Below are 23,456 nucleotides of genomic sequence, written 5' to 3'. Positions count from 1 at the left end.
TCTATTGTCATGTCAATTAGAATTATAGTGTTGGAACCGGATGATGTACTGCACAAAGTAGCAAAGGAAGTTACTAAAATTACGCCTAACGTGCAAAAGCTGCTCGACGATATGGCAGATACCATGTATGAAGCTGAGGGAGTGGGCCTTGCTGCTCCACAAGTAGGTATTTTGAAACGTCTAATCGTTGTGGATGCCGGGGATGAGCATGGTTTAATTAAAATGATAAATCCTGAAATTATGTCCGAAGAAGGCGAGCAATTGGGTGCTGAGGGCTGCTTAAGTATTCCTGGGTTAAATGGTGATGTGCGTCGTGCCGAGAAGGTTACCGTCAAGGGGCTGGACCGTGATGGTAAGGCGATTACGGTTACAGCGACAGGATTGCTTTCTCGGGCTTTTCAACATGAAATTGACCATTTGAACGGAGTTTTATTTACGGATATTGCGGAAAAAGTATATGAGGTTGCTCCGGAACAGCCAGGACCGAACCGTCAGACAGGAGAGTGAGGTTCGATGAGTCAAGACATTCGTATCGTCTTTATGGGCACGCCGGATTTCGCTGTGCCTTCGTTAAACATGCTGCTGGACAATGGCTATAATGTAGTCGGTGTCATTACGCAGCCGGATAAGCCGCAGGGACGGAAAAAAATATTAACGCCTACGCCAGTTAAGGAAGCGGCGGAGAAGCGCGGGTTGCCCGTGCTTCAACCGACCCGCTTACGCCAGCCGGAAGCGGTGGCTCAGGTGGCGGAGCTGCGTCCGGATCTGATCGTAACAGCGGCTTATGGGCAGATTTTGCCTAAATCCGTATTGGACTTGCCCCGTTTCGGTTGTCTTAACGTACATGGTTCGCTGCTTCCTCGTTATCGGGGAGGGGCGCCAATCCAGCGTGCAATTATTAACGGTGAAACCGTTACAGGTGTAACGCTGATGTATATGGCGGAAGGACTGGATACCGGCGATATGATATCGCGGGTTGAGGTTGCTATTGAACCGGAGGATACATCCGGTTCGATTTTTGAGAAGCTGAGCATAGCTGGAGCAGAGCTTTTACAGGATGAGCTGCCTAAGCTGCTGGCAGGGCAATCGGGTCGAACGCCGCAAAACGAGGAAGAGGCAACTTACGCTCCGAACCTGAACCGCGATGATGAGCGCATTCCGTGGAATGACAGTGCGCAGCAAATATACAACCGGATTCGCGGGCTGGTTCCGTTTTCAGGTGCATTTACGCTGTGGGAAGAAAATGTTTTTAAAATATGGGCGGCTGAGCAGCCTTCCATCCATAGTGAAGCGGCTGGTCCAAATGCTCCAGCACCCGGAACAGTTCTGCAATTGACTGCCCGTGGCGTTGAAGTACAGACGGGCAAGGGCACGCTCTGGCTGACACAGGTGCAGCCGGCAGGCAAGAAGGTTATGGAAGCCGGGAACTTTGCGTGTGGCGGCCAGATGAAGCCGGGCACGGTGCTCGGGTGAGCGGCGGTCACTCCCGTCAGGGAGGCCAAGGCAGGGACGTTGGTGCAAGAGCAGGCAAGACCCGTAACCAGACGGCTAGGGAAGTTGCGTTGGACGTGCTGACGGGAGTTGAGCAGGAAGGTGCATATAGCAACCTTGAGCTGAACCGTCGGCTTCAACAGGCGGGCTTGTCCGCGAGTGACGCTGGCTTGGCCACGGAACTTGTATATGGTACGGTTGCACGCCGGAATACGCTGGATTATTTTCTCAACAAGTTTGTTCAGAAAGGAACAGCCAAGCTCCAGGCTTGGGTACGTTCGCTGTTGCGAATGAGTGTGTATCAGATCGTATATCTGGATCGCATTCCGGATCATGCAGTCGTTAGTGAAGCAGTGACCATTGCCAAGCGTCGCGGACACCAGGGGATTTCAGGGATGGTCAACGGCGTGTTGCGCAGCATGCTGCGTGAGCCGGACAAGCTGCGCATTCCGGACGGGCTGTCAGCCGAGGAACGGATTGCATTGGAGCATTCCCATCCGCAGTGGCTGGTCAAGCGCTGGATTAAGCAATACGGTGTGGATATTGCGGAAGCCATCTGCTGCGCTAATAATGAGCCACCTGCGGTCAGCGTGCGGGTGAATACGACAATGACCAGTCGTGATCAACTCTTGAACGAGATGCTTGCGAAAGGGATGGATGCTGTTCCATCGGGGGTTAGCCCTTACGGAATTGTCGTTCGCAGCGGCGGAAATATGGCGCTCACTTCCTGGTATACAGACGGTTTGCTGTCCGTGCAGGACGAAAGCTCCATGCTCGTCGCCGAGGCGGTTGCGCCTGAGCCGGATATGCTGGTACTGGATTGCTGCGCTGCTCCGGGCGGCAAAACAGCTCATATGGCTGAGTTAATGAAGGATCAGGGCCGGATTATCGCCAACGATCTGCATGCTCACAAACATCGGCTAATCCAGGAACAGGCAGATCGGCTAGGGCTGGATGCCGTGGAAACGGTCACCGGGGACGCACTTGAGTTGAAAAATCGTTATGCTCCGGCATCATTTGACCGCGTCTTGCTGGACGCGCCATGCTCCGGTTTTGGAGTGATCCGCCGCAAGCCTGACTTGCGCTGGAGTAAAACTCTCCAGGATGTTCGTGACATCACGCAGCTCCAGCATGAACTGCTGGACAGCGTAGCTGAGCTTTTGAAGCCGGGTGGTATTCTGGTGTACAGTACATGCACGATTGAACCGGATGAAAATGAAGGGCAAATCACCCGTTTTTTAAGTGACCATCCCGAGTATGAACTGGCAGAAGGACATTTCTTATCAGACGTAACTGACGGCATGGATCATGCTCAGCGCGGCTCGATACAGCTGTTGCCGCAGCATTTTCACAGCGACGGATTTTATATCGCGCGTTTGCGCCGGGTAAAATAGTTCGTAAGAATCCCGAAGGCAGTCAACCACCAACATTTCCACATTCCGCCGGACATCATCCGGCGGTTTTTGCATTGGGACGAAAAATTTTTACCCCCTAAGGGATTTGTGCTAAAATAGGAAGAATGAAAAACACTGTCTGTGAGAATGAAACAGAACTTAATGAAGAAGGAACGGGTGCAAACATTGATGAAACCTTTTATATATGATTTAACTCTGGAGGAGTTGCAGGACTGGACCAAGCGTAATGGCGAGCCTGCTTTTCGCGGAGGACAAATTTTTGACTGGCTGTATGTGAAGCGGGTCAATGATTTTAGTGAGATGACGAATTTGTCCAAGTCGCTGAGAGAGAAGCTTGAGGACCAGTTCAGTTTTGTGACGCTTCATGAAATTACAAAGCTGGAGTCGAAGGACGGTACGGTAAAATTTCTGTTTGGTCTGCATGATGATCATGCTATCGAGACAGTTATTATGAGACACAATTACGGAAACAGTATTTGTGTAACGACTCAAGTGGGCTGCCGGATCGGCTGTACATTTTGCGCTTCGACGCTTGGCGGACTCAAACGTAACCTGACCGCCGGTGAAATAACTGCGCAGGTCGTTCAGGCACAGAAAATTTTGGATAAGACGAATGAACGTGTGAGCAGCATCGTCATTATGGGTTCGGGCGAGCCTTTTGAAAACTATGAAGCGACCATGACATTTTTGCGTACGATGATTCATGAAAAGGGTCTGAATATTGGTCAGCGTCACATCACGGTGTCGACCAGCGGTATCGTGCCGAATATTTACAAATTTGCGGACGAGGATACCCAGATTAATCTGGCAATATCCATTCATGCCCCCAATGATGCGCTTCGTTCGAAGCTGATGCCTGTAAACCGACGTTATCCTTTTCAGGATGTTATGGAATCGCTTCGTTACTATCTTGCTAAAACAGGCCGGAGAATTTCGTTTGAATATGCCTTGATTGGTGGAGTGAATGATCAGGCGGAACATGCTGAAGAACTGGCGGACGTGCTGAAGGACATGCTGTGCCACGTCAACCTGATTCCGGTTAACCATGTGCCTGAGCGCAAGTATGTGCGCACATCGCGCAGCGATATTTTTAATTTCCAGCGCATTCTTGCCGAGAAAGGCGTCAATGTGACGATCCGGCGTGAGCAGGGTCATGATATCGCCGCTGCGTGCGGCCAGTTGCGTGCAAAGCATATGGAGTTGGGGTGAGACCATTTGATCAAAACAGTTCATGTCAGCCACGTCGGACGTGTACGTTCGGTGAATGAGGATTCTGCCTGGATCAGGCACTTGGAGCAGGGATATATTCTTGGAATTGTTGCCGACGGCATGGGGGGGCATTTGGCCGGTGATACGGCCAGCCGCCTTGCGGTTGAGACACTTGCCGCTGATTTGGCGACGCTGGAGAGCGGGTTATCCGCGCATTCTTTGACAGCGGCGCTTAGCGACGCTATTTTGCATGCTAATGAAGTCATCTTCCAGACGGCTGCCCACGATGACAAGTATCATAATATGGGAACAACAGTTGTAGCCGTTTTGCTAAACGATGCCTCCGGGATTATCGGACATATCGGGGACAGCCGTGCCTATGTGATTTCTAAAGGGGCGGTACGTCAGATTACGGAAGATCACACGCTGGTCAATGAGTTATTCAAAAACGGTCAGATCAGTAAGGAAGAGCGGGAGAACCACCCTCGTCGCAATGTGTTAACACGGGCGCTGGGTACTGATTCCGAGGTGCAGGTGGATATGGACTCCATTTCTCTGGAAAAAGGCGATGTACTGTTACTGTGCAGCGACGGGCTGAGCAATCTGGTGACAGAGGAGCAAATTAGTAAAGTAGTAGGTGCCGCCGAGAATCCTCTGGAAGAACGAGCAGATCGTCTGCTGCATCTGGCACTGCTTGCCGGAGGCGACGACAACATCACGGTAGCTTTGTTTGAATTACCCGATGACACAGTTTCATTGAGTGAAAAGGGGTGTGACGCATGATCGGGCACCTGCTTGGGGGAAGATACGAAATTATTGAGCGTATCGGCGGCGGCGGTATGGCGCTGGTGTACAGGGCTCAAGACATTTTGCTGAATCGTAATGTGGCGGTCAAGGTGCTGCGTCAGCAATTTGTTCATGATGATGAATTTATTCGCCGGTTTCGGCGTGAGGCGCAGTCTGCGGCCTCGCTCTCCCATCCTAATGTGGTCAGTATTTATGATGTCGGCCAAGAGGATGAAATCCATTATATCGTAATGGAGTGCGTGGAGGGCAAAAATCTGAACGAAATCATTAAGGAACGTGCTCCGCTGCAAGTGGATGAAGCGGTACGAATCGCTTCTCAAATTTGTGATGCGCTGGAACACGCTCACCAAAATCAGATTATTCACCGGGACATTAAACCGCATAACATATTGATCGGGCGCAACGGACGGGTTAAGGTAACCGATTTTGGGATTGCTAGAGCCGTCACGTCAACGACGATTACCCAGACAGGCTCTGTCGTGGGCTCTGTCCATTACTTTTCACCTGAGCATGCGAAGGGAATCGTCACCGGCGAGAAATCGGACTTATATTCTCTTGGGATTGTTTTATACCAAATGCTGACGGCGCAGCTCCCCTTTCTGGGGGAAAGCCCGATCAGTGTAGCACTCAAGCATTTGCAAGAGGAGTTTGAGGAACCACGCAAAATTAATCCGCTGATTCCGCAAAGCGTGGAAAACGTCATTTTAAAATCCATGCGCAAAAATCCGGAGGAACGTTATCAATCAGCGGATGAAATGTTAAAAGATTTGGAGACATGCCTGTTGCCAGGACGACGTAATGAATCCAAGCTGGAATTTACACATTTGGACGACGAGGATCAAACGCGGGTTATTCCGGCTATTAAGCCTCAGCAAATGGGAATGTCCTCCAATGGAGACGACGTGTCTGTCCAATCCGGCAATTCTGAAAAGCCTCAGAGCAAGCAAACGGCTAAAAAAAGTAAAAAGAAGCCGATCTTATGGATAACGCTGGTGCTCGTATTGCTTCTTTGCATGGGCGGCGTAGTGTACTATGTGCAAAATTTGCTCGTCGTCCCTGACGTTGAAGTGCCGAATGTGGTGACCAAAACCGAGGATCAGGCGAAAGTGCTGATCAGTCAGTCCGGGTTGGTTATTAAGGATCCGATTAAGCGTGAGTATAAGGATGGGGTTGCGCCTGGAATTGTTTACTATCAGAGCTATCCAGAGAAATCTGTGGTTAAGAAGGGAACAGAAATTGAGCTGAAAGTCGGGATTGCGAAGCCACTTACTCCGATGCCGGATGTCAAAGGGCAGAGCTATGATGATGCTGTCAAGCTGTTGACCTCCCAGCAAATTAAGGAGACACAGATTCAGCGGAATGAGCAGTTCAGTGACAAGGCCGAAGGAACCGTCCTTAGTCAGACACCGACGGCGAATGAGTCCTTTGATAAGGATACGGTACAGGTGGTGCTGACGGTCAGCAAGGGCGCTGCTACAGTGAAAATGCCAGATCTGCTCGGGCATACACAGAAGGAAGCAGAAAATGAGGTCAAAAAGGCGGGCTTGAAGGTTGGCTCGATTAAAGAGGAATTCAGCTATGAGCAGGAAAAAGGAAAAGTAACCAAGCAGTGGCCATCAGAGGCTGGCAGTGATTTGCCTCCAAATACGGAAATTACGTTTTATGTAAGCACTGGTTATCCGCCAGAAGCGATTACACTGCCATTTAATGTGCCAGTTGCGCCGAAGGAAGAGGGTAAAAACAGCAAGATTCGTATTACTTATACGGATGCACGTGGAGAAAACCAGGAATGGGGAAGCCGTACGATTAATACGACACAAGTGTTCACTATTAATCTGTTGCTGGCTCCGAACAAGGACAGTGTTGTCTCTGTATACAGAGATGGACAATTTGTTGATACGTATCCCGTTTCTTATATTGACGCGAAGAATGGAACGGTGACGATGCCTCAAATCGCTCCGCCTGCTGGAACTACACCGACGGATACGCCAGAAGGTACTTCTTCACAGAATGGCAGTGGCGAACAAGGGAATAGCGGGGATACTTCAAATGATGGTAATACTGGGGGTGACCCAAGCAATCAGGATGGTACCAATAGTAACGGTGAACCGTCCGCTCTTGCCCCCGAAACGGGCTCCACGGGCCTAGCGGGTGGTGAGTTTGCTGTTAAACACACAAACCATTCAGGTAAGGAAAAGGGCCTCCACAAAAAACAGGGTGAAGTCATTGAGGCTGTAAAGCATCAGTAATCTTGCCGGAGGTCAGTATAATACTATCCGTTATTCGCTTTCACTATTCGAATTTTGGAACCTAAAAAAATAAAGGAGGACAGCTTACACATGCCTGAAGGTCTGATCGTCAAGGCGCTCAGCGGATATTATTATGTCTCCAGTCTGGATCAGAATGGGCGGCCGGTATCCGGCGAAGCTACGGTACAATGCAGAGCACGCGGAATTTTTAAGAAAAAAGAGATTACGCCGCTTGTCGGCGACCGGGTCGTTTACGAACTGACTGAAAACGGGGAAGGTATGGTTAATGAGATTCGGAAGCGCACGACGGAGCTCATTCGCCCGCCAGTGGCTAACACTACGCTTGCCGTATTGTTGTTTTCCCTGCGTGAGCCGGATTTAAATCTGCCTCTGCTGGACAAATTTTTGGTGCATATTGAGCACGCAGGGCTGGATACGATTATCTGTCTGACAAAGCGCGATTTGTATGAGGGTAGTCCTTCGGAGGATGAGACGGTTTTGGCTGTTCAGGAAATGTACCAGAAGATTGGTTATGAGGTACTGGTGACCAGTGCTCGTACCGGGGAAGGTACGGCTGAGCTTAAAAAGCTGTTGGCTGGTCAAATCAGCGTGTTTTCCGGACAGTCAGGTGTCGGGAAGTCTTCCATGCTTAATGCGCTGGAACCGGGCCTAACGCTGGAGACGAGTGCCATTAGCAATAAGCTGGGCCGAGGACGGCACACGACTCGTCATGTAGAATTAATTCCACTCGACAATGGCGGTTTTGTAGCAGATACACCGGGTTTCAGCCAGCTGGATTTTTTGGAGCTGGGCGTGGATGAGTTATCCCCGTGTTTCCGTGAATTCCAACCGTACGCTGATGGGTGTAAATTTCGAGGTTGTACTCATATTCACGAACCTGGCTGTAAAGTGAGAGAGGCCTTGTCAGAAGGACATATTTCGCAGGGCCGGTATGATAACTATTTACAGTTTTATCAGGAGTTAAAAGAAAAAAAGCGGAGGTACTGAGCATATGTTAAAAATAGCACCGTCGATTTTATCCGCTGATTTTGCCCGTTTGGGCAGTGAAGTTGCGGAAGCTGAAGCAGGAGGAGCAGACTGGATTCATGTGGATGTCATGGATGGTCATTTTGTATCCAATATTACCTTAGGGCCTCCTATCGTTCAGGCTATTCGTCCGCATACGAGCCTTCCTCTGGACGTTCATCTGATGATTGAGCATCCTGAACGTTACATCGGCGATTTTGTGAAGGCTGGAGCTAATATCGTCACCGTTCATGCCGAAGCTTGTGTTCATCTGCACGGGGTCATTCATTTGATCAAGCAGCAAGGTGCTCTTGCCGGTGTGGCCCTCAATCCGGGCACTTCACCATATGCGATCAAGGAAGTGCTGCCAAATGTAGATATGATTCTGGTTATGACAGTTAACCCTGGGTTTGGAGGACAGTCTTTTATTCCGGAGACGCTGGATAAAATCAGACAGATTCGCACATGGTTGAATGAAATCGGCCGTCCGGATGTACATATCGAGGTAGACGGTGGCATCGCCGAGGAGACGGCACCAGCCGTATTTGAAGCAGGTGCTGACGTTCTGGTGGCTGGTAGTGCGGTATTTGGCAGAGCGGACCGTGGAGCGGCTATTACGGCTATTCGGGACAGTGCAGCTCATTTGTCCAAGTGAAGCTGACCGAAGCGCTGTGGATGACGGTAGCGAGTATGGCGACTGGTGTGATCCTAAGTTGCTTCTCGCTGGTGAAGGCTCCTTGGAATGCCCTTCTTTCACTCGTTGCCGTTCTGATTGTGCTGTTTTATTTTCGTAAAAATGAACGGCGCGGTTTGCGCATCGGCTTTGTAATAAGCAGCGTGCTTTATTATATCCTATTTATTTTCATACTCTCAGCATATCTGTATGTTCGTGGACTTGTCTAATGGTATAGCATGGGATGGATGTGCATAAATATGGTTACATGAGCGGGATTCTCATGTAGCCTTTTTTTGTATGGCAACAACCCTTGACAGGTTGCATAAACTACAGAGAACGGATGCACGAGGATGATGGGGAGGGTGAAGCATGAAGTTTTATACAATCAAGCTACCAAGATTTCTGGGTGGATTCGTCAAAGCCATTCTGAATACATTCCAGAAAAGCTGAATTGCACGGTAACGTACACACAGGATGCAAAATGAAGAGCAAGGTACGCAGGGCATGCTTCCCGGGCACAATAACATAAAGGTAGCTCGGCAGCAAAAGGCGGGAACGCGCGGGAAGATGCCTGACATTTTGACATCATGGATCGAATGGACGTAACATTTTGAATAACCAAAAAAGCACCCGTTTAAAACGAGGTGCCTTTTGTTTATAACGTTATTTTTTTGCGACTACACGCGAGTCACTTTACCGGCTTTCAATGCACGAGTGCTGACATAAACGCGTTTCGGTTTACCGTTAACGAGAATACGAACTTTCTGTACGTTGACGCCCCAAGTACGGCGATTACGGTTGTTAGCGTGAGATACGTGGTTACCGGTGCCAGGCTTTTTGCCTGTTACAGAACATTTACGAGACATGATTCCACCTCCTATTCTGAAAATAACCAAGTTCCGTATGGAACGGGTCGCTCTTCAGGCCGACTGGGTCAGTCGGACTTTGTAAGTCACTAACCTGAACAAAACAATACTTATATATAATATCATAGTCAAAAAAGCTCCGTCAACCGATTCAAAAACTTTATTTATTTCTCTTACGCATTATAGTACAATATGGGATAGCTATTGCTGTGATTATTCTTGTAATAGTTGGAATGTGAATTCTTATTCCAGTCATGCCGGACAGATCAGAGGCGGAACCATATTTATCATTCCAGCCGATGTTTCAGTGTCGGGTGGTTGACTGGTTTTTCATATATATGACCTGTGGAAGGCTGATCAGGCCATGAGTACGAAAAGCTTACGAAAGTGTGACATTCGTATTCGTCGTCTGGCTTTAGTATAATTCAATTGAACCTGTCCGCACAGATGAACATGACGATGCGGAAGGTTGATGGCAAAACAAGTGTATTAAGCTAGGAAGGGGAATTCTCTTGAGTAATCGTTCTTTGAATGGAACAGATTTTACCGCAATGGTTTTAGCCGGGGCGGAACAATTACAGCAGCATGCGGAACACGTCAATTCACTTAATGTATTTCCGGTGCCGGACGGTGACACAGGAACTAACATGAATTTGACGATGAGCGCGGGCGTAACAGAATTAAAGAGGGGGGATTCTTCCTCCATCGGTGTCATGTCCGGCATATTATCCAAAGGTTTGCTGATGGGAGCCCGCGGCAATTCAGGGGTTATCCTGTCTCAGTTGTTTCGTGGCTTTAGCCGTTACGCTGCCCCATACGAGGAATTGAATACCCTTCAGTTCGCATCGGCATTGCAGAGCGGGGTGGATGCGGCCTACAAGGCGGTGGTTAAGCCGGTGGAGGGTACAATTCTTACCGTGGCGAAGGAAGCGGCCAAGCATGCTGTGTTTTTTTCACGCCGGACAAATGACATTACTGAACTGATGGAAGAAGTGCTTGCCAAAGCGAAGGAAACGCTTGCCATGACGCAGGACATGCTTCCGGTACTGAAGCAAGTTGGGGTTGTGGACTCGGGTGGACAAGGACTTGTGTATATTTATGAAGGGTTCATGCAGCATCTTGGAAGCGGTTTGGTGACAGCTCCAATTGTAAAAGGGGAGAATGTACGCACTGCTTATGCTCCTCATGTATCCGAGAGACCGACAGCGCAATCGATTGCTCCTTCACCGGATGCACCGATTTCGGCGCAGGCGAAGCTTGAAACGGAAAATATTGAATTTTTATATGATATGGAATTTTTTATTAATCGACAATTGGGAGAAGCCCAAGGTACGGACTTTGATGAGGAAGCCTTCCGGAAAGCGTTATCTGTGGATGGAGACTCTATCATTGTTATTTCTGACGATGATGTTATTAAGGTTCATGTTCATTCCAAGGCTCCGGGCGAAGTGTTGAATCTGGCGCTACGTTACGGGGAAATTACACAGATCCGTATTCTGAATATGCGCGAGCAGCATCGTGATTTGTTGTCTGCGGGTATGGATGGCGCTCCTGAGCCTGAGTGGTTTGCTGAAATACCGGCAGAGCCTGCACGTGAGGAGGAGCCATCTGAGCCACCGGCTCATGAGCTGGCACCCTATGGTTTCATAGCAGTGGCTTCAGGCGAAGGGATTGCTGATATTTTCAGAAGCTTAGGTGTGGATGTTGTCCTTTCCGGTGGTCAGACGATGAATCCAAGTACGGAAGACTTTGTTAATGCGGCTCGCTCGATTGCGGCTCAGCACATTTTTATCCTGCCGAATAATTCCAATATTATTCTGGCGGCAGAGCAGGCCCGTGAACTGCTGGAGATGGAGCGCCTGGTGTCGGTTATTCCGAGCAAGACGATTCCTCAGGGTATTGCTGCGGCATTCGCTTTTCAGGAGGAAGAAGCCTTTGAGGCCAATCAGGACAGCATGCGGGACGCGGTCAGCCGCGTGAAATCAGGACAGGTAACCTATGCAGTACGGGATACGACGCTTGATGACCTGCACATTACGGCCGGCCATTATATCGGTATTCAGGATTCCAAAATTGTAGCGACTGAAGAACAATTAATCGCAACGGCTCGTCTTTTGCTGACCAAAATGTTGGTGAATGGTGATGAGATTGTTACGATTCTCACAGGTTCGGATGCGAAGCAAGAAGATACAGAGCTGCTCGTTGCATGGCTTGAAGAAAATTATTCGGATGCTGAAGTGGAAGTTCATGAAGGCGGTCAGCCGATTTATCCTTACCTGTTTTCGGTGGAAACTTGATGGGCTGTAGAGCGTCCATAGAAGCTCAACACAAATGGAGGTCTGATCGATGAGTAACACCATCATTGTGACCGATAGCACGGCTGATATTCCACAGGAACTGGTAGACCGTCTCGGGATAGTCATTGTGCCGCTGACGGTGATGTTTGGAAACACGACTTACCTTGACGGCATTGAGATGTCTGCTGCGCAATTTTACAGCGAACTGGTACGGGCTGATGAGCTACCTACGACGTCACAGCCTTCACCAGCCCGCTTTTTGGAGACATTTACGACGCTGTTGGAGCAACATCCCGAGAGCCAGATCGTTTCCATCCATTTGTCTTCCGGCGTGAGTGGAACGTATCAGTCCGCTCTGTTGGGTAAATCCATGCTGGAGAAGCATGAACATAGAGTGACCGTGGTGGATTCCAAATCAGCTTCATACGGATACGGCATGCTAGTGGTTTATGCGGCAGAGCTGGCGGCTGCCGGGCAATCCCCAGCTGATATTGGTCGGGCTGTGGAACGTCGTGGGGAGCGCCGTTGTTTGTATTTCCTGGTGGATACCCTGGAATACTTGCAAAAAGGTGGACGTATTGGCAAGGCAGCGGCAATGGTTGGCACCCTGCTCAATATTAAGCCGATTCTCTCGATGGACAAGGAAGGTATCATTTATTCGGTAGACAAGGCAAGAGGACATAAAAAAGCGACAGCAAGAATCATTGAATTGCTGGAGCGGGATTTAAAGGGCCAAAAAATTAATATTGCTGTAGGCCATACGGCAGATCGTTCGGCAGCAGAAGCGTTCGAGGCACAGTTGGCAGAACACTTTGAGCTGGGAGATCGAATATATACTGAACTTGGCGCTGTTATTGGGACCCATGTAGGACCAGGAACGATTGGCATTTTTGTATGGCCGGCCGGAGATGAGAGGTAATATGCTGCATTTGGATCAAATACCTTTAAAACAAATACATGGCGTGAGTGCTCTCAAAGAAGGAGAGCTTCACGCTTTTGGCATTTCTAACGTGCAGGACATGCTGGAATACTATCCGTTCCGGTATGAGGATTACCGTCTGCGTTCGTTGAGCGAAGTGAAGGACGGAGATAAAATTACGGTGCAGGCTAAAATCATGGGCATTCCGGTGCTTCAGCGTTACGGGCGCAAATCCAGATTGACTTGTAAATTGATGGCCGAGGATTGGATGTTTACAGCAACGTGGTTTAATCGGCATTTCATGAAGGAGCAGCTAACCTCAGGTCGTGAAATTGTGGTGACTGGTAAATGGGACCTCAAACGGATGCAAATGACTGTTGCAGATTCTGAGTTTCCCGATAAAGGAGTCGCTCGTTCGGGGACGCTTCAGCCTGTGTATTCCGTAGGCGGCAAGATTACGCAGACCTGGATGCGCAAGACGATGAACCAGACGCTCCAGCAGTTTGGTGAAATGATTCCCGAAATTTTACCGGAGTCACTTGTACGTAAATATAGTATAATGCCGCGTAAGCAGGCTATTGCAGGTATACACCAGCCTCAGGACAATCGAGAGGGACAAGAGGCCCGCCGCCGGATGGTGTATGAAGAGCTGTTTTTATTTCAGTTGAAAATGCAGGCATTCCGTGCGTTGAACCGCGGCCGGGCAGATGGGGTTGTACATACAGTGGATAATGCCACGGTTCGCGAATTTGTGAGGGCCTTGCCGTTTGAACTGACGGATGCTCAGAAGAAAGTGGAGCTTGAAATACTGCATGACCTGCGCTCGCCCTATTGTATGAACCGTCTGCTTCAAGGGGATGTTGGGTCAGGTAAAACCGTGGTTGCCGCCATCGGTTTGTTTGCTACGGTGCGTTCCGGTTTTCAGGGGGCGCTGATGGTGCCAACGGAAATTTTGGCTGAACAGCATATGCGGTCGCTTCATAAGTTATTTGAACCGTTTGGGATTAGTGTGGGGTTGTTGACGGGCAGTACGACCGGGAAGAAGCGTAAGGAGCTGCTGGCTTCGCTCCAGATGGGTCTGCTGGATATTGTGGTGGGCACGCATGCCCTTATTCAGGAAGATGTGTATTTCCGCCAGCTTGGGCTTGTCGTAACGGATGAGCAGCACAGGTTTGGTGTAAATCAGCGTAGTATATTGCGTCGCAAGGGCTATAATCCCGACGTTCTTACGATGACGGCAACGCCGATTCCGCGTACGCTGGCGATCACCGCATTTGGCGATATGGATGTCTCTACGTTGTCAGAGCGGCCAAAGGGTCGTATTCCGATTTCTACGTATTGGGTAAAGCATGAGCTGATGGATCGTGTGCTCGGATTTATTTCCCGTGAGGTGGATCAGGGACGGCAGGCTTATCTGATCTGCCCGTTGATTGAGGAGTCTGAGAAGCTGGATGTACAGAATGCCATCGATCTGCATATTCAAATGCAACAGGCTTTTCCACGTTACCGCGTCGGTCTGCTGCATGGGCGAATGACTCCCGCAGAAAAGGAAGAGGTTATGCGTTCTTTCTATGCCAATGAAGTCCAGTTACTCATTTCAACGACAGTTGTAGAGGTGGGCGTAGACGTGCCGAATGCGACGCTAATGATCATTATGGATGCCGACCGCTTTGGCTTGTCCCAGTTGCATCAGCTGCGTGGACGTGTCGGACGGGGTACACATGCCTCGTACTGTGTGCTGGTCGCTGATCCCAAGTCTGAGGTGGGTCAGGAGCGGATGAAGGTTATGACCGATACGGACGATGGTTTTGAGGTGGCTAGACGTGACTTGGATTTGAGAGGGCCGGGTGACTTTTTCGGTACCAAGCAAAGTGGGCTGCCCGAGTTTCGGTTAGCAGATATGGTAGCGGATTTTGAGGTGCTGGAAAAGGCACGTGAGGATGCGACTGGTTTGATCGCGGATTCGTCCTTTTGGACATCTCCGCATTATGAAGCATTACGTGGCTATTTGCAAAAAGAGCAGATTTTCCAGGGAGATCTTATCGACTGATACACCTTGAATTATAAGGTTGTTTTTATAGTTTTAAACAGATAGGCACAATGGACAGGCTGACCGTCATATATTTGGGAATGACCGAATGATATGGGAGGTGCGGTAACATTGAGCTATCAGCAATATGGAATCAGTCCGCAACTGGTGGAGCGGATTAAGTTGAAAATGAAAAATCGTGCACTCAAGGAGCGAGTTAAGCAGCAGATCGAAGGTGTGACCAAGGCGGACCTGCAAAACAAAGCCAAGGTACGTCAACTTGTGAAGTCCACTTCCGCTATTCTGAACGAGCGGCTGACGGCTGCACAGGAAGAGCAACTGACGGCCTTCGTACTGGCCCAAAAAATCGATCCATCTAATACGTTCCATCTGATTAAGCTGTGGGGGATGTTTCGTTAACCAGACATACGCAGAATGTCTCTAAAATCTCTCTGAATGCTCGATGCTCATCCAAGCTGGAAAAAGGATTGCCTGATGTCAGGTGGTCCTTTTTTGCTTGCTCCTCTATTTCCAGATTGTTTTCTATTCAGCATAGTATTCCATAGCCTTCGCTCGTATTTAATTCCCCGGGTAATAGACTGTGTGTTAATGGAGAGATTTTATTTATAATGACCGCCAATTTTGACGGATCGCTCCTGATCTTCATAAAAAGTCCAGCTGGTACAGCTGATCATCCATCAGGCCGCTTAAGGCGACACCCACTCGCTTCACAGGCATATGGTTCCAAAAGGTATAAAAATTTTTTTTCACGGTTTCATATATTTTTTTCGGCACGGTTTGTAGGATCGGACAGCTTTATCTGGCGGGAAAACCCGGTCGCTGCCTCATTAATTACGATGTAAATCCTTATATCCCACAGGTTTTATTGCTTCCCTTTTTTCTGTGTGAGCATAAATAGCGATTTAACATGATAACTAAAATATGGTAATGTATTGAATTTCATGTAATAATCTATGGGCATAACTATGAGACGAATTAGTCATGGGGGACTTTAGATGAATCATAATAATTCAATCGTACCTTTTTCATGGAAGATTAACGAGGTGCGTTTTGGTGTACAAAGCGTAGGAATTGAATTGTGGAAAAAGTATCGGGATCGCGAACCTGTTATTAATAAACATGCTGTGATCGTTTTACAAAATAAAAAAATGGATGGATGTGCGTTCACTCCTTATCGGAATTTATATTTCATTACTGGAAATATAGAGCGTTCAATTCCCAGAGACTACACGCCAATTATCTTTGCGCTTTTAAATTACATACTTATTGAAAACCGAATAAAGTACAAGCTTTCGTCTTTGCGGGAGCTCCAATTTTATCATGCAACTGCTTTTTTGAACGAATTAATGAAAACAGAGGAAACAAGAATGACTGTAAGGAAAGCAGAGAGAACCTTAACCTTGTTTTATGAGTTCTTAGCGAAGAAAAAACTGCTGGTCCATGTTGATGAAAGTGTCTTTAAAAAGAAAATCCTCTACGGAACATCGAATCAAAAATATACGGTTTCTGCATTTCAAGGGGTCATCATGCCGAGAAAAAAGCAAGGCCATATAGCCCATGATTTACCGGAACAATATATTTTACCTTTGATTGAGCTGGTAGTGAAAGTCGCGAATCCCATTGCTTTGGGAGTTTATATGCATTGCTTTGGAGGAATCCGCCAAGGAGAGCTTGTGAACGTCCGAAGATCAGATGTGACCTCAATCGGCTTCTTTGGAGAATTTGGTTTAGTGGTTAAGCTGCAACAAACAAATATGAGAACGGATCTTAAAGATAGTTCCGGTTCGAATGGTGTTAAAAAAGCAAGAAGACAGATTGTTTTTCCAATTCAAGATTGGCTTCAGTTATTGTATCGAAACCATTTAGAAACTTATTCCCCTGTGGATGGGTCGGTTGCGTTATTTGTAAATCGAGATGGTAAAGCCATGTCAGGACAAGCTACAGGGCTTATTTCAGTAGGTTAAAACAAGAGTTTTTAAAAGCGACTCAGGAAATCATCTAATTCGGATGACCTTGTTTACAATCAAGTTGGAGGAATATAAGTGGTCCACTCATTTAGGCCGCGGCATATTTACAAATCTTCTGGCCGAAGAAGCTGATAATCCATACGATATTGCACTGCCAAGAGGAGACTCTAATCTTTCATCATCGCTGGTTTATCAAGGTAATACGGAACGAATGAGAAAAAAATTGAGAACCGGATGCAACAAATTGTATAAAGATTACTTGCCAAAATTAACAAAAAAATGAGTAGCGAAATCGAGTCATTGTTCTTGGACAATAATTTCTTTGGGTTTACTTTAATAAAAATAATGTTTTGGAGCAGAAAAATAAAGCAGCCGACTATTTATCTGTTACGGAATTGTGGATCAGAAAATTGGTATCAAAAAACCTTCTGACCGGAGTGGAAATTATCAACTGGAACAAATTGGTTGTTTCTTAGTAAGACAGCAACAAAGCAAAGATTCCTTAGCTTTACGACTGTCTATTCTTCCCGAGAATAGGTTCTTATCAATTTATTACCTTGATTGATCGATTTTATGATGAAATGGTTGTCCCAAAGTATGGTGATATTGAAAGAATAAGACCCGGCGACACCAGACATTTGCCTTTTGCAATATGATGCTACAGGGATTTAATATGTTAACTATTGCACGCAAAGGTGGGCATGCTCAGTTGGAAGCCCAACTCCATTACCATAAGCATTTGGATCATTTTTCCCAGTCATTTGTTCATTATGCAGCTCAAATGGTGCGCATGAAACGCAAGAACTTATGGAAATCAAGTTGGGATGTTGGGACTCATGCGATCATTGCAAAAAGCAGGTTGTACAAAGATGGTGATTTTTAAGAAAATATTATAAAATTTCAAATTTTCCTAATTTAATGATTTTAGTATAATAATACTACTGACATACTGTTGTCAGGAGTGTTTTTATATAATCAAGGTGCAGTGTTAACAAGCTATACACTGACTATAGAGATTTTGAATTGCATCTTGTAATTTCTCCTTCTTGGTATGCTTTTTTCTATATATTCACTAAGAACAGCAATTCAGATCTTATCCAGGAGACATCTAATGAAAAACAATAATCCATTTATTTTTGAGCCCCCTCTTCAGGAAGGGATAATTCGCAAGCGTAGAAATCGTTTTATCATGGAAGTAGAGATTAATGGAATCATTTATGATTGCCATTGCCCTACTACTGGACGAATCGGTAATATTGTTATTCGAGATATTGCTTGTTTGTTGTCTCATAGCACTGATCTAAAACGAAAAACACCCTATACTGTTGAAGCTATATCACTTGACCACCTTAACTCAGAACAGAAAAATTGGATCGGTATTAACCAAAATGCAGCTAATCGTTATGTAGAGCATTATATAGTCACCGACCAGTTATCAGACATGGTTAAAAACGGAACTACATTGAAACGAGAGCAGAAACTCGGAAATTCAAAGTTAGATTTCCTAGTGAATAACACCTATATTGAGGTTAAAACCCCTCTTCAGCAATTGCAGATCGAAATTCCCGCTCATATTACTGAACAAAAAGGGAGCGACTTTAATTCTCATGAGCGATTCATCAAGCATATTAGTGAGTTGGCTGGAAGTTTAGAAGCCAATGAACGAGCGATTTTATTAACCTGTTTAGTGTATAATAACCAAGGCTTTCGACCTGCCATGAAAAATAAAAATAGTCATTATATTAAAGAATCTATATATGCTTCAATCCAGCAAGGAATCGAAATATGGCAAATCAATTTTAAAATCACTTCCACTGGAGTTGACCTGGTTAATTATTATGAAATGACTGAGAATTTCACTGGCTAAGGAGGAAGACCATAAGTTGAATAAAACAGAACGCCTGTTAGCCATTGTGTTAGAATTGCAACGCAGTCGTGTATTAAAAGCTGAAGAGCTGGCAGCGCGGGTAGAAACCAGTGTACGAACAATCTATCGTGATATCCAGGCTCTTAGCGAAGCGGGTATTCCAATTGTAGGTCTGCCGGGATCAGGTTATTCCTTAATGGAGGGATACTTTCTGCCTCCCATTAGTTTTACGATGGAAGAGGCTTTAACATTATTAATTGGTTCTGATTTTATAGAACACCATTTTGATAGCAACCTTAGCAAAAATGCTCGTTCTTCTCGTGCTAAAATAGAAACAATCTTACCTCAAAAAGTAAGAGAAGAGGCTGGTCGGAATTACAGTAACATCCGACTTTTACCTCCTGAAGAACCAGCAGCAGGAGAACCTACAAGAAATGATCTGGCGATTATACGTATCGCTATGCTTGATGGAAAAAAAGTTAGATTTAAATACCGTAAAGGCGTAAAAGAGTCGAATGGCTATAGTGAAACCATCCGGACCGTGGCACCTTTCGGACTAGTATTGCTACAAGGCATGTGGATGTTGCTCGCCAGATGTGATTTGCGTGAAGATATCCGCCACTTTAAAATCTCCCGAATTAGTGATCTTGTTATTACAGATGAACCTTTTCAGCTTCCAGAGGATTTCAATCTGCATGAATATAGACGGAAAGATGATCGTCATATTCATATCCGTGCATTGTTTAAAGCAGAACTTGCAGGTAAGGTTCAAGAAACAAACAATTATTATATGGAAGATGCCGAGCTATGTCCGGACGGATATGTGGTGAATTTCCGTGTTCGTCAACCGGAAGAATTATTGTCCTGGATTCTCAACTGGGGGTCTGATGTAATTGTTCTCGAACCGGAATCCTTTCGGGATCAGGTCCACAAAGAAATTCAAAAGATGCTAGAGCGCTACTGACACACTATCGTCAGTAGCATTTTTGTATAGTTTAATCTAAGCGCATATATTTTTATGGGTTGCCAAGTTAGACAATTTACTTACTGGAAGGAAGACACCAACATGTCCACTATTTTATTTCTCACTGCACATTCAGGATTCTCCTCTCATTCCTGCGTTCTATCGGTTGGTCAGCAATTGGCGGATTCTTATCGTGCAACTTATCCGCAACATAAAATTATTCATTTTGATCTGTATGATTTACAGGTGCCGGAAATAAATTCTGAAACCATTAAAGAGGGATTGCAAACTGTGTTCCAGAAGACCACGCAAGAGCAGAGCGACCTGATCCCCTGCCTGATGTGAATGTGGTGAAAGAATCGAGTCGATATCCGACTGTGTAACTTTTTGAGATAGCAGGTCTTCTTGTTGAACCTCCGAAGTAGTTCTATAATTAAGCCATGAGCCAAATACCGCTGCTCCCAAGGTAGAACCCAGACTCCTTAAAAACGTTGATAGTGCAATTGACGATCCTCTTAGTTTAAATCCAACTGCAGACTGCGCAATAACAGTAAAGACAGTAACACAAAAACCAAAACCTATACCATACAGCAGCGTACACAGCGGTAAAAACCAGGACGGTGAGCTACTATTCAAAAAAACGCCAGAGTGACAGCGCCAAAAACGATAAAACTTGAACCAATAATACATGTAATCCGAGGGCCGAGAGAAAACATGATTCTTCCACTAACGATTGAACTAATAAACCAGCCTATAGTCATTGGTAATAGTGCCACTCCAGCGGAAGATGCATTACCCCCGTAGACACCTTGAATCCATAGTGGTAAATAACTAGTCAATCCTATAATCAATGAACTTACCAGAAAGCCGGCTATACATGAAATCATGATATCACGAATACGAAACAGTTTTAGCGGAACGACTGGTTCCTTTGCCTGCTTTTCAATCCTTTGCCCCTCTCTTCTGCTTTATAGATATCTCCTACAATTGTAAAAGTAACCGGAACTACACTTCCTGCTCCTATCCCCTGAATTATCCGATATATAATTAGCGACTCCATTGAATGGGCAAACATACACCAAAAAGAACCAAGAGAAAAAAGGATGCTGCCAATCACAAAGACTGGTTTTCTTCCGTATAAATCACTTAACTTACCAAAAATCGGTGTTGATATCGTTGTGGCAAGTAAAATACCAGTTAAAATATATCCTCGCTGTTATTCCTAAATCTCTCCACCTTTTTTATTTCCACCTTCGTTTTGATTGCTTGTGTGCATGAATTCGTGCACAAAAAAAGGTACAGGTGGCCCAATTTCGGATCGCCTGTACCACAGTTGAAATAGAATGAGTTTTGCTAATATGGAAGAACTTTCTATTTCAATTTCATCAGTTTATGGTTTGAAAATTCATTTGTCAAACTAAAAAATAAATATTTGAACACCAAAAACACTACTGCCATACAGTTGTCAGTAGTGTTTCTGTATAGTTTAGATACCTGCTGATCAAATCAGGAATGTCTCAATAATCACTGGATAAACCAACTTCATAAACATGCCTGAACCAATTTTATTTCAGTTTAACTCAAGTAGCGCAATCCATACAAAAGGAGAGTAACTATGTCTTATGAAAATATCGTTACGGTAGCAAATATTAATTTCCATGCAGAATGGGGAAATAAAACTGGGAATTTAGCTCGAATTAAAGAATATATTCAATCTGCTGCTGAACAGGGTGCTAAAATTATTCTTTTCCCGGAAATGGCACTTACCGGGTATAACATTGAGAAAGATTCCACAGCAATGCAAATTGAAAATGCGGAAACAATACCAGGTCCAGCAGCCAACGAGCTGGCTTTACTTGCTCAAAAACATAATGCATATATTATAGTGGGTATGCCAGAACGCGATGCTATAGATTCTTCTATACTTTACAATACAGCACTCGTTGTTGGCCCAGGAGGCATTGTAGGTGCTTACCGAAAAATTCATCCTGTTGGTCATGAGCTGTTGTGGGCCACAAAAGGAAACGATCCTTTGTTATTTGATACACCATGGGGACCTGTAGGTATTGGTATATGTTTCGATACCTATACATTCCCCGAAGTGGTAAGGTATTATGCCGCTCTTGGCTCTAGGTTGTATCTTAATCCGACGGCATCTGCTATAGGCTGGGAAGACAGTTATTTTACTCAACTCAAAGCACGTGTAATTGAAAATGCATTATTTATAATGAGTTCCAATCTGGTAGGATACGATTGTAATTTATCTTTTTCAGGTGAGAGTCTCATTATTGGTCCTTCGTCATCTATCTTAAGTACAGCTTATTATGCTAAACCAGCCGGATCCAGAGAAGAATTACAAGTCGCAACGCTGAATCTGTCACTCGTTGATAAATCACGTCAAATGCTAACTTTGTTTGGAGCCAATCCACTTACAGGTTCTCCAGATTGGCGACCAGAAATCTATGAAAAATGGTTGTTTAATATCCGCCAAAACTTTAATTTTTCTGCGTCTGCACCTTCATCTGTTGATATATTTTAGAGCCATCAGTCAATAAGGTAAATCATATTTTAATTTTGTTACTTTGAGGAGGATATACTAATATGAGCACACAAAAAGATACATTATTAGTCACGGGAGCAAGCGGGCATCTAGGCCGTACAGCTATAGAATGGCTGCTTGACCATTATGAAGGATCAATTATTGCATTAACACGTCACCCTGAGAAACTTTCGGATCTAGTTACGCAAGGATTAGAGGTCCGTCAAGCAGATTTTAACTATCTAGAGCAGTTAAAAGAATCCTTTGCTGGAGTACAACGGTTACTTCTTATTAGTACCGACGCTCTGGCAGTACCTGGTCAACGATTGAAACAGCATCAGGATGCGATACAGATAGCAGCCCAGAAAGGAGTAAAGCACATTGTCTATACTTCATTTCTGAATCCTGTGCCTGGCACAGCTAATACTACTGCTTCTGACCACTATGGAACGGAACAAGCCTTACACCAAAGTGGTCTCGCTTATACTATACTTCGTAATAATTTGTATGCTGATAATTTACTACCTTCTCTAGTACATGCAGTTAAAACTGGTCAATATATCAACGCTATAGACGAAGGCAAAGTTGCTTACGTCACTCGTAATGATTGTGCAATTGCAGCGGCAGTGGCATTAGCTTTTGCGAAACAGGACAAACGCACCTTGAATATTACCGGTCCAACAGCACTCTCCAGCTCCGATATAGCAGACATTTTAAATAAAATCACAGGTAAGAGCATTACGTACAACCTAATAAACATAAAACAAGTAGAAGGTATGTATGAAGCGTTTGGAGCGCCTCCGAAAGTGGCACAGGGATTAGCTTCTTTTGATACTGCAGCTGCTAAAGGAGAATATGAACAGGTTTCTCCAGCATTTGCAGAACTCACAGGGCAGGACCCTGTAAACTTAGAACAGTTCTTGGTTGAGCTCCAATCTGTTCTAATGAAGGGCTAACTCATTACATTTCATTGCAGTTAGTTCAGGCATTTTACGCCTCCTTTTTAAAATATTTTAAAGTTGTAAAATAAACAGGAAGCAGCAGCTTCTATTTTATATGGAGCTGCTCTTATCTATCGATAAATACATATATATCGATTAACCACCTTATGAAC

Annotated in this window: 25 protein-coding genes; 21 read left to right on the top strand and 4 right to left on the bottom strand. The window is 45.7% G+C overall.

The window, feature by feature from the left end; all coding sequences use genetic code 11:
- Nucleotides 1-9: 9 nt before the first annotated feature.
- The 10 genes from def (at nt 10) to spoVM (ending at nt 9,323) form a co-directional block, all read left to right on the top strand.
- On the top strand, nt 10-507 hold the full coding sequence (def, locus tag QMK20_RS15955; RefSeq protein WP_283652386.1) for a peptide deformylase: 498 nt from the start codon (nt 10-12) through the stop codon (nt 505-507).
- Nucleotides 508-513: 6 nt separating this feature from the next.
- Nucleotides 514-1,473: a methionyl-tRNA formyltransferase gene (fmt, locus tag QMK20_RS15950; protein WP_283652385.1), complete on the top strand. Its 960-nt coding sequence runs from the start codon at nt 514-516 to the stop codon at nt 1,471-1,473.
- The gene (gene rsmB / locus QMK20_RS15945; protein ID WP_283656291.1) at nt 1,470-2,885 is read left to right on the top strand and encodes a 16S rRNA (cytosine(967)-C(5))-methyltransferase RsmB; all 1,416 of its coding nucleotides are present in this window, start codon (nt 1,470-1,472) and stop codon (nt 2,883-2,885) included. Before fmt ends, rsmB begins: the two co-directional genes overlap by 4 nt.
- 189 nt (nt 2,886-3,074) lie before the next feature.
- The gene (gene rlmN, locus QMK20_RS15940) at nt 3,075-4,115 is read left to right on the top strand and encodes a dual-specificity RNA methyltransferase RlmN (protein WP_283652384.1); all 1,041 of its coding nucleotides are present in this window, start codon (nt 3,075-3,077) and stop codon (nt 4,113-4,115) included.
- Between the two features lie 6 nt (nt 4,116-4,121).
- A complete protein-coding gene (locus QMK20_RS15935) occupies nt 4,122-4,898 on the top strand; it encodes a Stp1/IreP family PP2C-type Ser/Thr phosphatase (RefSeq protein WP_283652383.1) in 777 nt (258 codons plus the stop codon).
- Complete coding sequence (gene pknB / locus QMK20_RS15930; RefSeq protein WP_283652382.1) at nt 4,895-7,171, top strand: Stk1 family PASTA domain-containing Ser/Thr kinase; 2,277 nt, start codon at nt 4,895-4,897, stop codon at nt 7,169-7,171. Before QMK20_RS15935 ends, pknB begins: the two co-directional genes overlap by 4 nt.
- Nucleotides 7,172-7,261: 90 nt before the next feature.
- Entirely contained in the window at nt 7,262-8,179 is a 918-nt protein-coding gene (rsgA, locus tag QMK20_RS15925; protein ID WP_283652381.1) for a ribosome small subunit-dependent GTPase A, read from the top strand.
- A 4-nt stretch (nt 8,180-8,183) separates the two neighbouring features.
- On the top strand, nt 8,184-8,852 hold the full coding sequence (gene rpe, locus QMK20_RS15920; protein ID WP_283652380.1) for a ribulose-phosphate 3-epimerase: 669 nt from the start codon (nt 8,184-8,186) through the stop codon (nt 8,850-8,852).
- Nucleotides 8,849-9,100 (top strand): hypothetical protein, encoded by a 252-nt coding sequence (locus QMK20_RS15915; RefSeq protein WP_044649370.1) that lies wholly within the window; start codon nt 8,849-8,851, stop codon nt 9,098-9,100. Before rpe ends, QMK20_RS15915 begins: the two co-directional genes overlap by 4 nt.
- 142 nt (nt 9,101-9,242) lie before the next feature.
- Complete coding sequence (gene spoVM / locus QMK20_RS15910; protein WP_014282289.1) at nt 9,243-9,323, top strand: stage V sporulation protein SpoVM; 81 nt, start codon at nt 9,243-9,245, stop codon at nt 9,321-9,323.
- Between the two features lie 227 nt (nt 9,324-9,550).
- Here the strand turns inward: spoVM and rpmB are convergent, their stop codons facing one another.
- Nucleotides 9,551-9,739: a 50S ribosomal protein L28 gene (rpmB, locus tag QMK20_RS15905; RefSeq protein ID WP_014282288.1), complete on the bottom strand. Its 189-nt coding sequence runs from the start codon at nt 9,737-9,739 to the stop codon at nt 9,551-9,553.
- A 512-nt stretch (nt 9,740-10,251) separates the two neighbouring features.
- Here rpmB and QMK20_RS15900 point away from each other — a divergent pair.
- From QMK20_RS15900 to QMK20_RS15885, 4 genes are all read left to right on the top strand, one after another.
- Nucleotides 10,252-12,036, top strand: coding sequence for a DAK2 domain-containing protein (locus tag QMK20_RS15900; protein ID WP_283652379.1), 1,785 nt, complete (start codon nt 10,252-10,254; stop codon nt 12,034-12,036).
- A gap of 49 nt (nt 12,037-12,085) precedes the next feature.
- On the top strand, nt 12,086-12,955 hold the full coding sequence (locus tag QMK20_RS15895; RefSeq protein WP_044647316.1) for a DegV family protein: 870 nt from the start codon (nt 12,086-12,088) through the stop codon (nt 12,953-12,955).
- 1 nt (nt 12,956) lies between these two features.
- Complete coding sequence (gene recG, locus QMK20_RS15890) at nt 12,957-15,005, top strand: ATP-dependent DNA helicase RecG (RefSeq protein WP_283652378.1); 2,049 nt, start codon at nt 12,957-12,959, stop codon at nt 15,003-15,005.
- Nucleotides 15,006-15,116: 111 nt separating this feature from the next.
- On the top strand, nt 15,117-15,404 hold the full coding sequence (locus QMK20_RS15885; protein WP_014282284.1) for a stage VI sporulation protein F: 288 nt from the start codon (nt 15,117-15,119) through the stop codon (nt 15,402-15,404).
- 243 nt (nt 15,405-15,647) lie between these two features.
- Here QMK20_RS15885 and QMK20_RS27405 read toward each other — a convergent pair whose 3' ends face one another.
- Nucleotides 15,648-15,722, bottom strand: a complete 75-nt coding sequence (locus tag QMK20_RS27405) for a hypothetical protein (protein WP_349362260.1) — start codon at nt 15,720-15,722, stop codon at nt 15,648-15,650.
- A 278-nt stretch (nt 15,723-16,000) separates the two neighbouring features.
- Here QMK20_RS27405 and QMK20_RS15880 point away from each other — a divergent pair, with 278 nt between their 5' ends.
- From QMK20_RS15880 to QMK20_RS15860, 5 genes are all read left to right on the top strand, one after another.
- Nucleotides 16,001-16,969, top strand: coding sequence for a hypothetical protein (locus QMK20_RS15880; RefSeq protein ID WP_283652377.1), 969 nt, complete (start codon nt 16,001-16,003; stop codon nt 16,967-16,969).
- A gap of 676 nt (nt 16,970-17,645) precedes the next feature.
- Nucleotides 17,646-17,855, top strand: coding sequence for a hypothetical protein (locus QMK20_RS15875; RefSeq protein ID WP_283652376.1), 210 nt, complete (start codon nt 17,646-17,648; stop codon nt 17,853-17,855).
- Nucleotides 17,856-18,083: 228 nt separating this feature from the next.
- Nucleotides 18,084-18,839, top strand: coding sequence for a DNA/RNA nuclease SfsA (locus tag QMK20_RS15870; RefSeq protein ID WP_283652375.1), 756 nt, complete (start codon nt 18,084-18,086; stop codon nt 18,837-18,839).
- 16 nt (nt 18,840-18,855) lie between these two features.
- Nucleotides 18,856-19,803 (top strand): helix-turn-helix transcriptional regulator, encoded by a 948-nt coding sequence (locus QMK20_RS15865; RefSeq protein ID WP_283652374.1) that lies wholly within the window; start codon nt 18,856-18,858, stop codon nt 19,801-19,803.
- 102 nt (nt 19,804-19,905) lie between these two features.
- Nucleotides 19,906-20,148, top strand: a complete 243-nt coding sequence (locus QMK20_RS15860) for an NADPH-dependent FMN reductase family protein (protein WP_283652373.1) — start codon at nt 19,906-19,908, stop codon at nt 20,146-20,148.
- Nucleotides 20,149-20,435: 287 nt separating this feature from the next.
- Here the strand turns inward: QMK20_RS15860 and QMK20_RS15855 are convergent, their stop codons facing one another.
- Together QMK20_RS15855 and QMK20_RS15850 are read right to left on the bottom strand one after the other, a co-directional pair.
- Entirely contained in the window at nt 20,436-20,702 is a 267-nt protein-coding gene (locus QMK20_RS15855) for an MFS transporter (RefSeq protein ID WP_349361962.1), read from the bottom strand.
- 11 nt (nt 20,703-20,713) lie between these two features.
- On the bottom strand, nt 20,714-20,965 hold the full coding sequence (locus QMK20_RS15850) for an MFS transporter (protein ID WP_283656290.1): 252 nt from the start codon (nt 20,963-20,965) through the stop codon (nt 20,714-20,716).
- 453 nt (nt 20,966-21,418) lie between these two features.
- Between QMK20_RS15850 and QMK20_RS15845 the strand changes: the two genes are divergently transcribed.
- Entirely contained in the window at nt 21,419-22,342 is a 924-nt protein-coding gene (locus tag QMK20_RS15845; protein ID WP_283652371.1) for a carbon-nitrogen hydrolase family protein, read from the top strand.
- A gap of 62 nt (nt 22,343-22,404) precedes the next feature.
- Nucleotides 22,405-23,298, top strand: a complete 894-nt coding sequence (locus QMK20_RS15840; protein WP_283652370.1) for an SDR family oxidoreductase — start codon at nt 22,405-22,407, stop codon at nt 23,296-23,298.
- The last annotated feature ends 158 nt before the right edge of the window (nt 23,299-23,456 follow it).

The organism is Paenibacillus sp. RC334, from assembly GCF_030034735.1.
GTDB lineage: Bacteria > Bacillota > Bacilli > Paenibacillales > Paenibacillaceae > Paenibacillus > Paenibacillus terrae_A.
This window is presented reverse-complemented; position numbering and strand designations above follow the sequence as displayed.